A 14149-nucleotide genomic window follows, 5' to 3' on the forward strand; every position below is an offset into this window, starting at 1 on the left:
TCGTTAACAGGTAAGCCTTACCTTACCTGATTCGGATCGATCCGCACCCCTCCCCGCGCGGGCCGTCACCTATTCTCAGGAGAGGTCGAGACCCGGAGGGGGACCGAGTGCACGAAACGGCCCACGCCCGGGTACCGGCACAAAGGCAGAAGGTGTTGCGCCATTCGGTGCGCGGTCAGGTGCTCGACGCGCTGCGCGCGGCCCTGATCGACGGGGAGCTGGTGCCCGGGGAGATCTACTCGGGCCCGGCCCTGGGAGAGCGGTTCGGGGTCTCCGCGACCCCGGTGCGCGAGGCGATGCAGCAGCTGGCCGTGGAGGGGGCGGTGGAATGCCTTCCGAACCGGGGCTTCCGTGTGCTCTCCCGCACCCCGAGGGAACGCGCCGAGCTGGCCGAGGTACGGGCGCTGCTCGAAGTCCCCGTCATGCTCGGGCTGGCCCGCACGGTGCCCGCGGCCGACTGGGAGGCCCTGCGGCCGGCCGCCGCGGCCACGGCCGAGGCGGCGGCGGCCGGTGATCTGCCCGGCTACGCGGAGGCGGACCGGGACTTCCACCGGGCGGTGCTGAGGCTGGCCGGCAACGACCAGCTGGTCCAGGTGGCGGAGGAGCTCCACCGCCGGGCCCAGTGGCCCCTGCCCGGTGCTCCGCGGGTGCGGCGGGCCGACCTCGTCGCCGATGCCGCGGAGCACTCGGCGCTGCTGGAGGCGCTGATCGCGCGGGACCTCCCGGTGGTGGAGTCCCTGGTCCGCGAACACTTCGCGGGCTCCCCGGCCTGACCCGGCTCGGCCCCGGACCCCGCGCTTCGAACGCCGGCGGTGCGGGAGCCGCCGCCGGGGAGCGTCGTACCGCGGGCTACGCCGCGGGCGACGGGGCCGGGTGGAGTTGGTCCGCCAGCCAGGTGGGGATGCCGCCCAGCAGGTGGAACAGGCGGCGGGCCTCCGCGCGGAGCCGGGTGGCCTCCGGTTCCGGTTCGGCCTCGGCCAGCGCCGCCAGCGCCGGAGCCGTGCCGATCAGGAAGCCCAGGTCCTCCCGGATGCGCAGGGACTCCGCGAAGCCCTTGCGGGCCTCGGCCACCTCCCCGTCCCGCAGGGCCAGCGCGGCCAGGTGCCGCCAGGTGAAGGACAGCAGCAGGGTGTCCCCGTGCGCCTCCGCCCCCGCGTGGGCCCGGTGGTAGGCCGGCCGCGCCGACTGCGGCGCGTCCGCCAGGTGCTCGGCGACGAGCCCCCGCCGGAAGTCCAGCAGCGGGCGGGTACGGGAGTCCGGGGACAGCAGGGCCGCGGCCCGGCCCAGCGCCGAGCGGGCCTCGTCGGCCCGGTCGCGCACGCCGAGCACGGTGGCGGCGTACGCCAGCTGGCCCCGTTCACAAGCCGCCGCGCCCCGGTCGTCGTCGTCCTGGGAGACCGCTTCGGCGATCCGCAGCGCGTCCTCGGCCTCGGCCCAGCCCTGCCCGGTGAACAGGCAGCGCTCCACCAGCAGCGCGGTCCGTTGCACGGCCGCCGCGGCACTGCCGGCCTTGCCGATGTGCGGCGTCAGCAGCGCCGCCGCATCGGTCCAACAGCCGCGCGAGCGCAGCCGCCATATCGCCCGCTGGAGGGGGTCGTCCCCTCCGGTAGTTCCGGCACCCGACATGGCGGTGTCCGCCACATTGCCCTCCCCAAAGCAAGCAAGCAGCACATCGTTGAGCCCTGGGGCGAAATGAGAGCACGGATTCACGGCATCGGCCAAGGGGTTGGGTGAACTCTTTCACAAAGTCCGGACGGATCATCAGTCGCCCCGTGGCCGAACCCCGCGGCCCCGGGGCGGATCTTCTCAGCTCATCCGCAGTGCCAGGAAGAAGTCGAGCTTGTCCTCCAGCCGGGACAGGTCCCGTGCCGTCAACTGCTCGATTCGCCCGACGCGATAGCGCAGCGTGTTGACGTGCAGGTGCAACCGCGTCGCGCAGCGGGTCCAGGACCCGTCGCAGTCCAGGAACGCCTCCAATGTCGGGATGAGCTCGGCGCGGTGGCGCCGGTCGTAGTCCCGCAGCGGATCCAGCAGCCGGGCCGTGAAGGCGCGGCGGACGTCGTCCGGGACGAACGGCAGCAGCAGCACGTGCGAGGCCAGCTCGTGGTGGCCCGCCGCGCAGACCCGGCCCGGGCGCGCCGCGGCGACCCGGCGGGCGTGCCGGGCCTCCTCCAGCGCCCCGCGCAGCCCTTCGGCGGAGTGCACGGCCGCGCTGACGCCCAGCGTGAGCCGGCCGTCGTCGGCGAGACCGGCCGCCAGCGGGTCCCGTACGACGGCGAGCAGCTCGTCGGCGTGCAGGGCGGAGTCCGGGCCCTTGTCCTCCCCGGCGTCCCCGGAGAGGGAGGGCAGTGGCACCAGGGCGATGGCCTCGTCGCCGGCGTGTGCGACCGCGATCCGGTCGGAGGGCTCGGGCCCCGAGACGGACGGGTCGACGAGGATCTCCTCCAGCAGCGACTGGGCCACCGGGCCGCCGGGGATGTCCCCGCCGTCCCAGTCCACCCGGGCCACGACGACCTGCCAGTGCGGGGCGGCGCCCAGGCCGGGGAGCAGCACCGGGGCCGCCACCCGCAGGCGGGCGGCGATCTCGGCGGGCGGGGCACCCGTCTGGACCAGTTCGAGCACCTCTTGTGCGAGGCGGCGGCGCACGGTGCGGGCCGCGTCGCGCCGGTCCCGCTCCACGGCGATCAGCTGGGTGACGCCCTGCAGCAGGTCAAGTCGCTCGGCGGGCCAGTCGCCCGCGTCCGCCTCGACCGCCAGCAGCCAGTCCGAGAGCACGGTCTCGCGCACGTCCCGGGCCCCCGGACCGGCGGCTCCGCGCCCGTGTCCCCTGATCGGGAAGAGCGAGTAGGTAATACCCTGGATGGAGATCCGATGCGGCCCCCTACGGCCCGTCCGGACCGCCGCAAGGTGCTCGCTCGCCAGTGCCGCGCACACGCCCGGCGCCAGCGGCTCACCGGCCCCGGCGATCTGCCGGCCGGTCGGGGACAGCACCCAGGCCCGGAGATCGAGGTCGGTGGTGAGCAGATCGAGCACCACGTCGGGGCCGCCGCCGGCCGGACCCGAGGTCATCAGTCGGCGGTGTCGGTCCACGACGGCCGCGAGATCTCCGGCGCGCTCGCCCGACACCTGCCGGACGACGTACTCCGTGATCGTGGCGAATGCAACGTCCTCGTTCACCGCGAACAGCGGCAGCCGATTGCGCACACAGGCCGAAACAAGATCATCGGGAATCGCCTGGAGTTCCGCCTCGCCCGCGGCGAGCCCGGCGACGCCCGCGCTCGCCAGGATTCGTACGAATGGCTCGGAGTCGGCCGAATTTCGTCTCCACGCCAGGCCGGTGAGGACGAGTTCGCCCCCCGACAGATATCGGCTGGGATCGCGCAGGTCGGTCGTCATGACCCCGCGGACCGTCCGGTCGAGTTCACCCTCGCCGCCGAGCAGCCGCAGCCCCAGCGCCTCGGTTTCCAGCAGTGCGCGCAGCCGCATGATGTCGCCGCCGATCTGTCTCGAATGTTGCCGTTGGAAATCGGGCAGGTCGTCGCATCCTGCCTTTCATACGAATCTACAAGACGAGGGAGGCCGTCAGCCAACTCCTTCATGGTTTCAGTGACTGCACCCGGGGGCGAGCGGCTTGTGTACTGGGTCCACACCGCGTTAACAGCACATGAACGACCAGTCGAGGACCCTCAGGCCTCCTGGCTTGAAGTAAACGACACGATGAAGAAGAAGAGAGCCGCTCATGGACTTCCTTCGCCCCGCCAGCTGGGAGGAGGCGCTCGCCGCCAAGGCCGCGTTTCCCTCAGCCGTGCCGATCGCGGGTGGTACCGATGTGATGGTCGAGATCAACTTCGACCACCGCCGGCCGGAGTACCTCCTGGACCTGAACCGCATCGGTCTGCTGCGGGAGTGGGAGGTCGGTGAGGACGTCGTTCGCCTCGGCGCATCCGTCCCGTACACCCAGATCATGGAGAACCTCCGCACGGAGCTTCCGGGACTCGCGCTCGCCTCGCACACGGTCGCGTCCCCGCAGATCCGTAACCGCGGCGGTGTCGGCGGCAACCTCGGTTGCGCCTCGCCGGCCGGCGACTCCCACCCCGCGCTGCTCGCGGCGGGCGCCGAGGTCGAAGTGGAATCCGTACGCGGCTCCCGGCTCATCCCGATCGACGAGTTCTACACGGGTGTGAAGCGCAACGCGCTCGCGGCCGACGAGCTCATCAAGACCGTTCATGTGAAGAAGGCGGACGGCCCCCAGCAGTACTCCAAGGTCGGCTCCCGCAACGCGATGGTCATCGCGGTCTGCGCGTTCGGTCTGGCGCTGCACCCGCGGACCCGCACGGTCCGTACCGGAATCGGTTCGGCCGCGCCGACCCCGATCCGGGCGAAGGTCGCCGAGGAGTTCCTGAACGCCGCGCTCGAAGAGGGTGGCTTCTGGGAGTCCGGCAAGGTCATCACCCCGTCGATCGCCAAGCAGTTCGGTGACCTCGCCTCCGGCGCGGCCAACCCGATCGACGACGTCCGCGGCACGGCGAAGTACCGCCGTCACGCGGTCGGCATCATGGCTCGCCGCCAGCTCGTCTGGACCTGGGAGCAGTACCGCGGTACCGGCAACGGCCGCTCGCTCGAAGGGGCTGCGTAATCATGCGCGTCAATTTCACGGTCAACGGCCGTCAGCAGGAAGCCGACGACGTGTGGGAGGGCGAGTCCCTTCTCTACGTCCTGCGTGAGCGCCTGGGTCTGCCGGGCTCCAAGAACGCCTGTGAGCAGGGCGAGTGCGGTTCCTGCACCGTTCGTCTCGACGGCGTGCCGGTCTGTTCGTGCCTGGTGGCCGCCGGTCAGGTCGAGGGTCGCGACGTCGTGACCGTCGAGGGTCTGGCCGAGTTCTCCAAGCAGCGTGACGAGCACGGCCACGGCGGTGCCTGCGGCACCGGCGGCGGCTGCGGCGGCAAGGGCGTGTCCCTGGACGTGGCCAAGCAGTGGCAGGCCCGGCCCGCCGACTCGCAGACCGGTGAGGGTGTGGAGCTCTCCACCATCCAGCAGGCGTTCATCGACGCCGGCGCCGTCCAGTGCGGTTTCTGCACCCCGGGTCTGCTGATCCAGGCGGACGCGCTCCTGGAGGAGAACTCCTCCCCGTCCGACCAGGACATCCGTGAGGCCCTGTCCGGCAACCTCTGCCGCTGCACGGGTTACGAGAAGATCCTCGACGCGGTCCGCCTCGCGGCCGCCCGTCAGGGAGAGGCGGTCTGACCATGGCGCAGAACACCCGCACCGTGCCCGCCGGTACGCCGACGAACGTCACCCAGAAGCACAACAAGGGCGGCATCGGCGAATCGATTCTCCGCCCGGACGGCACCCTCAAGGTCACCGGCGAGTTCGCGTACTCCTCGGACATGTGGCACGAGGACATGCTCTGGGGCCAGACGCTGCGCAGCACCGTCGCCCACGCCGAGATCGTCTCCATCGACGTCTCCGAGGCGCTCGCCATGCCCGGCGTGTACTCGGTGCTGACGTACGACGACCTGCCGGCCGAGATGAAGAACTACGGCCTGGAGATCCAGGACACCCCGGTGCTCGCCAACGGCCGGGTGCGGCACCACGGTGAGCCGGTCGCCCTCGTGGCCGCCGACCACCCGGAGACCGCCCGCCGCGCGGCCGCCAAGATCAAGATCGACTACCGTGAGCTGCCGCTCGTCACGGACGAGGCCTCGGCCCTCGCCGCCGACGCGCCGCTGATCCACGAGGGCCGTACCGACCACCACATCGGTCACGTCCCGCACCCGAACATCGTGCACCGCCAGCCGATCATCCGCGGCAACGTGGAGGAGGCCCGCAAGCGCGCCGACGTCATCGTCGAGGGCGAGTACACCTTCGGCATGCAGGACCAGGCCTTCCTCGGCCCGGAGTCCGGTCTGGCCGTGCCCTCCGAGGACGGCGGCGTCGAGCTGTACGTCGCCACCCAGTGGCTGCACTCGGACCTCCAGCAGATCGCCCCGGTCCTGGGCCTCCCGCCGGAGAAGGTCCGTATGACGCTCTCGGGCGTCGGCGGTGCCTTCGGTGGCCGCGAGGACATCTCGATGCAGATCCACGCCTGCCTCCTGGCCCTGGCCACGAACAAGCCGGTCAAGATCGTCTACAACCGGTTCGAGTCCTTCTTCGGTCACGTGCACCGTCACCCGGCCAAGCTCTACTACGAGCACGGCGCCACCAAGGACGGCAAGCTCACGCACATGAAGTGCAAGATCGTCCTGGACGGTGGCGCGTACGCGTCCGCCTCCCCGGCGGTCGTGGGCAACGCCTCCTCCCTCTCGGTGGGCCCGTACGTCCTGGAGGACGTGGACATCGAGGCCATCGCCCTCTACACGAACAACCCGCCCTGTGGCGCGATGCGCGGCTTCGGCGCCGTCCAGGCCTGCTTCGCCTACGAGGCCCAGATGGACAAGCTCGCGGCGAAGCTCGGCATGGACCCGGTCGAGTTCCGCCAGGTGAACGCCATGGAGCAGGGCACGATCATGCCCACCGGCCAGGTCGTCGACGCCCCCGCGCCGGTCGCCGAGCTGCTGCGCCGGGTCAAGGCCCGCCCGCTGCCGCCCGAGCGCCAGTGGGAGTCCGCCGGCGAGAGCGCGGACGTCCGCGCGCTGCCCGGTGGCCTCTCGAACACCACCCACGGCGAGGGCGTCGTCCGGGGCGTCGGCTACGCGGTCGGCATCAAGAACGTCGGCTTCTCCGAGGGCTTCGACGACTACTCGACCGCCCGTGTGCGGCTCGAGGTCATCAACGGCGAGCCCGTCGCGATGGTCCACACGGCCATGGCGGAGGTCGGCCAGGGCGGTATCACCGTCCACACGCAGATCGCCCGCACCGAGCTGGGCGTCACGCAGGTGACCATCCACCCGGCCGACACGCAGGTCGGCTCCGCCGGTTCCACGTCCGCCTCCCGGCAGACGTACATGACCGGTGGCGCGGTGAAGAACACCTGTGAGGCCGTCCGCGAGGCCCTGCTGGAGATCGGCCGCCGCAAGAACGGCTCCTACCACCCGGCGTGGGCCACGGCCGAGCTGCTCCTCGAAGGCGGCAAGGTCGTCACCGACGGCGGCGAGGTCCTCGCGGACATCGCCGACCTCCTCGAGGACGAGGCCATCGACATCGAGCTCGAATTCCGGCACGCGCCGACCGAGCCCTTCGACCTGGTCACCGGTCAGGGCAACGGCCACGTCCAGTACACCTTCGCCGCGCACCGCGCGGTCGTCGAGGTGGACACCGAGCTCGGCCTGGTCAAGGTCGTCGAGCTGGCGACCGCGCAGGACGTCGGCAAGGCCCTCAACATGCTTTCCGTGGTCGGCCAGATCCAGGGTGGTACCACCCAGGGTCTCGGCATCGCGATCATGGAAGAGATCATCGTGGACCCGAAGACCGCGAAGGTGCGCAACCCCTCCTTCACGGACTACCTGATCCCGACCATCCTCGACACCCCGACCATCCCGGTCGACGTCCTGGAGCTCGCCGACCCGAAGGCCCCCTACGGCCTGCGCGGTATGGGCGAGGCCCCGACCCTCTCGTCCACGCCGGCCGTCATCGCGGCGATCCGGCAGGCGACGGGTCTTGAGATCAACAAGACGCCGATCCGTCCGGAAGCCCTTACCGGGACCCTCTAGGACGGCGTGCTCCGGGGGCCGCCGGGCCCCCGGACCCCTCAGACTCTCCGGGCGGTGTGCATGGGAACGTCACACTTCACCGCATACCGCCCGGAGGATGTACGAAGTACCGCACCGCTCGCGGTCCCTTCACCTGGCAGTACCCCTGCAAGAACCCTCGTAGTACCAGCGGTCACCCCCGCACTACCCGCAGTACACGCAGTGAACATTCGCGTCGCCTCGGGCCGTCACCCCGGGTCGTGCAGCCAACGCAGCATCCCAAATCCCGCGTCTCCAATCTCCAAGCGGGTGCCCCTTTGAACCTTGGGAGTTAGGCACCATGACCCAGTCGTCAGTAGAGCCCAAGACCACCGCGGAGGAGGCCGGCGACGGCTCTCAGCCGCCCGCCGGACGGTCCTGGCTCGACCGCTATTTCCATATAACGCACAGAGGGTCCAACGTCGGCAACGAGGTCCGTGGCGGTATCACGACCTTCATGGCGATGGCGTACATCCTCCTGCTCAACCCCCTGCTCCTGTCGGGCAAGGACGTCGCCGGCACGGTGATGGACGGATCGGCGATCATCACCGCCACCGCGTTCGCCGCCGCCGTCACGACGCTCCTCATGGGCTTCGTCGGCAAGGTGCCGCTCGCCCTCGCGGCCGGTCTCTCCGTCTCCGGCGTGCTGGCCTCGCAGGTCGCCCCCCAGATGACCTGGCCGCAGGCCATGGGCATGTGTGTGGTCTACGGTGTCGTGATCTGTCTCCTGGTCGTCACCGGCCTCCGAGAGATGATCATGAACGCGATCCCCCTCGCGCTCAAGCACGCCATCACCATGGGCATCGGCCTCTTCGTCGCCCTGATCGGCTTCGTCAAGGCCGGCTTCGTCGGCAAGGGCCCGGAGTTCGGTCCCCCCGTCCAGCTCGGCGCGGTCGGCGAGCTGTCCGGCTGGCCCGTGCTGCTCTTCTGCATCACCCTGATCGCCATCTTCATGCTCCAGGCCCGCAAGGTGCCCGGCGCCATCCTGATCGGCATCGTCGGCGGTACCGTCCTGGCCGCGATCCTCAACGCCATCGTGGACATCGACCCGAAGGCCTGGAAGAACGGCCCGCCGGAGCTGGACGGCTCCGCGGTCTCGATGCCGAACTTCTCGCTCTTCGGTGACGTCTCCTTCGGCGGCTGGGGCGATGTCGGCTACATGACGGTCGGCATGATCGTCTTCACGCTGGTGCTCGCCGGCTTCTTCGACGCCATGGCCACCATCATCGGTGTCGGTACCGAGGCCAAGCTGGCCGACGACAAGGGCCGCATGCCGGGCCTGTCCAAGGCGCTCTTCATCGACGGCGCCGGTGGGGCCATCGGTGGCGTCGCGGGCGGCTCCGGCCAGACCGTCTTCGTCGAGTCCGCGACCGGCGTCGGCGAGGGTGCCCGTACGGGCCTCGCCTCCGTCGTCACCGGCCTGTTCTTCGCCGCCTGCCTCTTCTTCACCCCGCTCACGCAGATCGTCCCGGGTGAGGTCGCCTCCGCGGCCCTGGTCGTCATCGGCGCCATGATGATGCAGAACGCCCGCCACGTGGACTGGGCGGACAGCGCGACCGCGATCCCGGTCTTCCTGACCGTCGTGATCATGCCGTTCACGTACTCGATCACGGCCGGCGTCGCCGCCGGTGTGATCTCCTACGTCGCCATCAAGATCGCTCAGGGCAAGGCCCGGGAGATCGGCGGCTTCATGTGGGCGCTGACCGCGATCTTCCTGGTGTTCTTCGCCCTGAACCCGATCGAGCACTGGCTCGGGGTCGGCTGACCCGGAACCATCTGATCAACACGTACCCGCACCCTCCACGTCGCCGATCCGCGCAACCGACGCGCGTATCCGATACTGGAACCGAACCTCCGAGGAGGCCCCCATGCTGGACATCGCCGAAGAGCTGCACCGGTGGGTCGAGCAGGGGCGTGACTTCGCCGTCGCCACCGTGGTCGCGGTCGGCGGGAGCGCGCCCCGGCAGCCCGGGGCCGCTCTCGCCGTGGACAGCGAGGGCACGGCCATCGGATCGGTCTCCGGTGGCTGCGTGGAAGGTGCGGTGTACGAGCTGTGCCGGCAGGCGCTGGAGGACGGCGAGACCGTCCACGAGCGCTTCGGGTACAGCGACGACGATGCCTTCGCCGTGGGTCTGACCTGCGGCGGAATCATCGACATCCTGGTCACCCCGGTCCGCGTGGGCTCTCCCGCACGGGAGGTCTTCGCGGCCGGGCTGGCCGCCGCCGCCCGCGGCGAGGCCGCGGCGGTGGCCCGGATCGCGCGGGGCCCGGCCGAGCTCATGGGCCGCGCCGTGTTCGTCCGTACCGAAGGCGCCCATCAGGGTGGCCTCGGCGGACATCCCGAGCTGGACCGCACCGTCGCCGAGGAGGCCCGCGCCATGCTCGACGCCGGGCGGACCGGCGTGCTGGAGATCGGCGCCGACGGCAGGCTCTGCGGCGAGCCGCTGACGGTCCTCGTCGAGTCCAGCGTCCCGCCCCCGCGGATGATCGTCTTCGGCGCCATCGACTTCGCCTCCGCCCTCGTACGGATCGGCAAGTTCCTCGGCTACCGGGTGACCGTGTGCGACGCGCGGCCCGTCTTCGCGACGAAGACCCGCTTCCCCGAGGCGGACGAGATCGTCGTCGACTGGCCCCACCGCTACCTGGAGCGGACTGCCGTGGACGCACGGACCGTTCTGTGCGTGCTCACCCACGACGCCAAGTTCGACGTCCCGCTGCTCGAACTGGCCCTCAAACTGCCCGTCGCCTACGTCGGCGCCATGGGCTCCCGCCGTACCCACGAGGACCGCAACGAGCGACTGCGCCAGGTCGGGGTGACCGAGCTCGAACTGGCCCGGCTGCGCTCCCCGATCGGCCTGGACCTCGGCGCCCGCTCCCCGGAGGAGACCGCGCTGTCCATCGCCGCCGAGATCGTCGCGAACCGCCGCGGCGGCACCGGCGCGTCGCTGACCGGCGCGCACATCCCGATCCACCCGGATCTCTCGCACTCCCTGCTCGACCGGATCGGTTCCGTCGCTTGAAGGCGTGACGGCCGCGCGTGAAGAACCCGGACGTGAGAAGCCGGACGTGAGAAAAGGGCGCACCCCGTGGGGGTTGCGCCCTTTCGGCGTTCCCCCTATCTTACCCGCCGGTAATAGGAGGCACCCTCTCCATCCCTTCCCCGTACCGGAGTTGAGCGGATGTTGCGTACCGTACGAGCCCTCGGCCTGCTGGCCGCCGCCACCCTGCTCACCGCTTTCACGCCGCCCCCGGCGGCGCCCGCTCCGGCCGGCGGCCTGCGCGAGGTGTTCTTCGTCGGGAACAACTGGGAGGGGACCGCCGACGTCCTCGCCTCCACCGGTGATCTCGCCAGGATCGGTCGGATCGACGTGGTCCCCGACAAGGCGGAGCGGCTGCGCGAGATCTACCTCAACCCCGTGAAGCTCGCCTTCTTCCTCGGCATCCGGGAGAGCGCGGGCGAGGGGCACGACCAGTTCGTCGACGACATGTTCACCACCGCGGACGGCTCCGCCGTCGTCGTCTCCCGCCCCAGCTTCGCCGACGTCGTGTCCATCGACGTGGCCACCGGACGCGTCAACTGGCGCTTCCCCGTGTCCGGGTTCCGCTCCGACCACATGGCGGTCTCACCGGACGGGACCCGCGTCGCCGTCTCGGCGTCCACCTCCAACACCGTCCACGTCCTGGACATGGCCACCGGACGGCAGGTCGGCTCCTTCCGCACCGGGGACAAGCCGCACGAGAACACCTTCACCCGCGACGGCCGCTTCCTGTGGAACAGCTCCATCGGAGAGGTGAACACCGCACTGGACGCGCCCTGGCTGGACTGGACGAAGGGCGACCGCAAGATCACCGTCGTCGACGCGCAGACCTTCCGCACCGTCCGGGTGATCGACATGCGGGAGCGGCTGGACGCCTTCGGCCGCCGTGACCTGTCCGACGCCGTCCGCCCGGTGTCCTTCAGTCCCGACGAATCGAAGCTCTACTTCCAGGTGTCCTTCTTCAACGGCTTCCTGGAGTACGACGTCGCCTCCGACCGGATCACCCGCCTCAAGACCCTTCCGATGAACCCCGCCACCAGCACCGACCGCACCACCTGGGTCAACGACTCCCGCCACCACGGCATGTCCATGAGCCCCGACGGGGCGAAGCTCTGCATCGCGGGCACCATGGACGACTACGCGACCGTCGTGGACCGGGCCACCCTCGCCGAGGGCCCGCTCGTGCCCGCCGCCAAGCCGTACTGGGCCACGGTCTCCGGCGACGGCAGCGCGTGCGTGATCTCCGAGAGCGGCGCCGACCGGGTCACGGCCATCGACTTCGCCACCGGCACCAAGCGGGTCTCCGTACCCGTCGGGGACCACCCGCAGCGCGTCCGGCTCGGCCACGTCCCGACCGGCTGGACCGGCCCCACCGCCCGGTAGGCCATGTCGACCGGGTGTCCTGCCCGACCGGCCGGGGCGGGGAGCGGCGGGACCGGGCCGGCCCGGACGCTCAGCCCACCGTCACGGTCGGCTCGTACCGGACGGGGAAGTTCACCGAATTGGCGATGAAACAGGCCCGGTGGGCCTCCCCGTGCAGGGCGATCGCCGCGTCCACCATCGACGCGTCGCCGACGGTGATCCGGGGGCGCACCACGGCCTCCGTGAACTGCCCGCTGTCCCCGGCCGTGCCCATCGTCCCGGCCGCCTCGTCGACGTACGAGGTGACCACCACGCCGCCCAGCGTACAGAAGTGCAGGTAGGAGAGCATGTGGCACTGGGACAGGGCGGCGAGCAGCAGTTGCTCGGGGTTCCAGCGGGAGGCGTCACCGTGGAAGGTCGGGTCGGAGCTACCGAGGATCACCGGCAGTTCCCCGGCGGCCACCTCGTGGGCCCGTGAGTAGGCGCGGTAGTGACTGGTGCCGGTGCCGAGGTTTCCGGTCCAGGTCACGCGGGTGGTGTAGGAGTGCAGTCGGGCCATGGCGGCTGCTCCCTCTCTCGGGCACGGGGCGGGGCGGGGCGGACGCGGGTGGGCGGACGCCCGGGACACGGCGGAGGCGTGGCCGGACCGTGCCGCGCGTCGACCTGGATCGTACGGCCCGCCGCTCCTGCCGGGCCGTCCCGCACCGCAGCCCGTCGTCCCACTCGCCCGCCGGAGCGACCGGAAACCCATGACCGGCGGCCCATATGGGATGACCGGTCCGCGATGACCGATTAGTCTCGCGATCATGGTGGACATCCGCGAGGTACCCGAGTCCGACATCGACCGTGCTCTGGAGCTCGCCTACCTGGTCTTCCACGATCGGCCCGAGAGGGAGGTCCGGGAGAGACACCACGCGCTGCTCGCGAGTTGTGACCGGATCGGCGCCTATGACGGCGCGGCCCTGGCCGGCTTCATGGCCGCGCACGACTTCCGGCTGTCGGTGCCCGGGGCGGACCTGCCTTGTCCCGGGCTCACGTTCGTCGGCGTCGCCCCCACCCATCGCCGACGCGGCGTGCTCACCGCCCTGATGACCGAGATGCTACGGCGGACCGCCGACGCGGGCAGCCCGCTCGCCGCCCTCTGGGCCTCCGAGGCGGCCATCTACGGGCGCTTCGGCTACGGCAGCGCCACCACCGGCGTCACCATCGAGATCGACTCCACCCGCCCACTGGCCCTGCGCATCGACCCGGACCGGCGCCCGCTGCGCCTGGTCGACCCGGAGGAGGCCGTCGCCGTGGTCGGGCCCTTCCACGAGGCCACCCGCGCCGGCCGGGCCGGCCGCCCCACCCGCAGCGCGGAACGCTGGTCCCAGGAGTGGCTGGCCGAACAGGACGAGGAGGACGAGGAACTGAGCCCGCCGCGGATCATCGTCCTGGGCGAGGCGGGCCTGCCCATCGCCGGATACGTGCTCTACCGCACGAAGCCGGAGGACGGCGTCGGATCCGCCCGGGTGCCCGGCCTGGTCCGGGTCGACGAGCTGGAGGCCGACACCCCGGCGGTCGCCGCCGCGCTCTGGGAGTGCGTGGCCTCCCTCGACCTCACCGGTAGGGTCCGCGCGTGGGGCCGTCCGGTCGACGACCCGCTGCTGCACTTCGCCGCGGACCGGGACCAGGTGCGGGTCACCGCCCAGTTCCCCGCGCTCTGGCTGCGCCTGGTCGACGTACACGCGGCGCTGACGGAGCGGTCCTGGGCGGCTCCGGTGGAGTTGGTGCTGGAGGTGCACGACGCGCGCATGCCCGCCAACGCCGGGCGGTTCCGGCTGGCGGTCGGGCCGGACGGGACCACGTACGCGCACGCGGACTCCGCCGCCGACCTGGCCCTGGACGTACGCGAACTGGCCGCCTGCTACCTCGGCGGGACCCGCGTCGAGGAACTCGTCGCCGCCGGGCTGGTACGGGAGTACACGGCCGGCTCGGCGGCGGCGCTGGACGCGGCCCTGCGTACGGCCGTACTGCCGCACACGGGCGACGAGTTCTGACGCACGGCCGCGGCGGGGGCGGATGGCCCGTCCGCCCCCGCCG

Annotated in this window: 11 protein-coding genes; 8 read left to right on the forward strand and 3 right to left on the reverse strand. The window is 71.2% G+C overall.

The features are described from left to right. Positions 1 to 107 precede the first annotated feature (107 nt). Positions 108 to 773: a GntR family transcriptional regulator gene (locus tag ACGFYY_RS24455; protein WP_393712334.1), complete on the forward strand. Its 666-nt coding sequence runs from the start codon at positions 108 to 110 to the stop codon at positions 771 to 773. A 76-nt stretch (positions 774 to 849) separates the two neighbouring features. Here ACGFYY_RS24455 and ACGFYY_RS24460 read toward each other — a convergent pair whose 3' ends face one another. Both ACGFYY_RS24460 and ACGFYY_RS24465 read right to left on the reverse strand, forming a co-directional pair. After that, positions 850 to 1626, reverse strand: coding sequence for a hypothetical protein (locus ACGFYY_RS24460; RefSeq protein WP_365277857.1), 777 nt, complete (start codon positions 1624 to 1626; stop codon positions 850 to 852). Positions 1627 to 1806: 180 nt separating this feature from the next. After that, the gene (locus ACGFYY_RS24465; protein WP_365277830.1) at positions 1807 to 3486 is read right to left on the reverse strand and encodes a PucR family transcriptional regulator ligand-binding domain-containing protein; all 1680 of its coding nucleotides are present in this window, start codon (positions 3484 to 3486) and stop codon (positions 1807 to 1809) included. A 253-nt stretch (positions 3487 to 3739) separates the two neighbouring features. Here ACGFYY_RS24465 and ACGFYY_RS24470 point away from each other — a divergent pair, with 253 nt between their 5' ends. The 6 genes from ACGFYY_RS24470 (at position 3740) to ACGFYY_RS24495 (ending at position 12088) form a co-directional block, all read left to right on the forward strand. Then, complete coding sequence (locus ACGFYY_RS24470; RefSeq protein ID WP_365277833.1) at positions 3740 to 4636, forward strand: FAD binding domain-containing protein; 897 nt, start codon at positions 3740 to 3742, stop codon at positions 4634 to 4636. A gap of 2 nt (positions 4637 to 4638) precedes the next feature. Then, positions 4639 to 5244 (forward strand): (2Fe-2S)-binding protein, encoded by a 606-nt coding sequence (locus ACGFYY_RS24475; protein ID WP_365277836.1) that lies wholly within the window; start codon positions 4639 to 4641, stop codon positions 5242 to 5244. Positions 5245 to 5246: 2 nt separating this feature from the next. After that, positions 5247 to 7649, forward strand: coding sequence for a xanthine dehydrogenase subunit D (gene pucD / locus ACGFYY_RS24480; RefSeq protein ID WP_365277839.1), 2403 nt, complete (start codon positions 5247 to 5249; stop codon positions 7647 to 7649). A 319-nt stretch (positions 7650 to 7968) separates the two neighbouring features. Further along, on the forward strand, positions 7969 to 9432 hold the full coding sequence (locus ACGFYY_RS24485; protein ID WP_365277842.1) for an NCS2 family permease: 1464 nt from the start codon (positions 7969 to 7971) through the stop codon (positions 9430 to 9432). Positions 9433 to 9535: 103 nt separating this feature from the next. Continuing rightward, entirely contained in the window at positions 9536 to 10687 is a 1152-nt protein-coding gene (locus tag ACGFYY_RS24490) for an XdhC family protein (RefSeq protein ID WP_393712339.1), read from the forward strand. A gap of 159 nt (positions 10688 to 10846) precedes the next feature. Beyond that, a complete protein-coding gene (locus ACGFYY_RS24495) occupies positions 10847 to 12088 on the forward strand; it encodes a YncE family protein (protein ID WP_393712341.1) in 1242 nt (413 codons plus the stop codon). 70 nt (positions 12089 to 12158) lie between these two features. On the opposite strand, the gene ACGFYY_RS24500 is transcribed toward ACGFYY_RS24495, so the two are convergent. Then, positions 12159 to 12626 (reverse strand): OsmC family protein, encoded by a 468-nt coding sequence (locus ACGFYY_RS24500; RefSeq protein WP_393712343.1) that lies wholly within the window; start codon positions 12624 to 12626, stop codon positions 12159 to 12161. A gap of 247 nt (positions 12627 to 12873) precedes the next feature. Between ACGFYY_RS24500 and ACGFYY_RS24505 the strand changes: the two genes are divergently transcribed. Continuing rightward, on the forward strand, positions 12874 to 14106 hold the full coding sequence (locus ACGFYY_RS24505; RefSeq protein WP_393712345.1) for a GNAT family N-acetyltransferase: 1233 nt from the start codon (positions 12874 to 12876) through the stop codon (positions 14104 to 14106). Positions 14107 to 14149 lie beyond the last annotated feature (43 nt).

It is taken from the genome of Streptomyces sp. NPDC048331, assembly GCF_043201215.1.
Lineage (GTDB): Bacteria > Actinomycetota > Actinomycetes > Streptomycetales > Streptomycetaceae > Streptomyces.

Coding starts and splice junctions, on each gene's coding strand:
- ACGFYY_RS24490 (WP_393712339.1), top strand. CDS start 9,536: ATGCTGGACATCGCCGAAGAGCTGCACCGGTGGGTCGAGCAGGGGCGT.
- ACGFYY_RS24475 (WP_365277836.1), top strand. CDS start 4,639: ATGCGCGTCAATTTCACGGTCAACGGCCGTCAGCAGGAAGCCGACGAC.
- pucD (WP_365277839.1), top strand. CDS start 5,247: ATGGCGCAGAACACCCGCACCGTGCCCGCCGGTACGCCGACGAACGTC.
- ACGFYY_RS24505 (WP_393712345.1), top strand. CDS start 12,874: ATGGTGGACATCCGCGAGGTACCCGAGTCCGACATCGACCGTGCTCTG.
- ACGFYY_RS24485 (WP_365277842.1), top strand. CDS start 7,969: ATGACCCAGTCGTCAGTAGAGCCCAAGACCACCGCGGAGGAGGCCGGC.
- ACGFYY_RS24500 (WP_393712343.1), bottom strand. CDS start 12,626: ATGGCCCGACTGCACTCCTACACCACCCGCGTGACCTGGACCGGAAAC.
- ACGFYY_RS24460 (WP_365277857.1), bottom strand. CDS start 1,626: ATGTCGGGTGCCGGAACTACCGGAGGGGACGACCCCCTCCAGCGGGCG.
- ACGFYY_RS24470 (WP_365277833.1), top strand. CDS start 3,740: ATGGACTTCCTTCGCCCCGCCAGCTGGGAGGAGGCGCTCGCCGCCAAG.
- ACGFYY_RS24465 (WP_365277830.1), bottom strand. CDS start 3,486: ATGCGGCTGCGCGCACTGCTGGAAACCGAGGCGCTGGGGCTGCGGCTG.
- ACGFYY_RS24495 (WP_393712341.1), top strand. CDS start 10,847: ATGTTGCGTACCGTACGAGCCCTCGGCCTGCTGGCCGCCGCCACCCTG.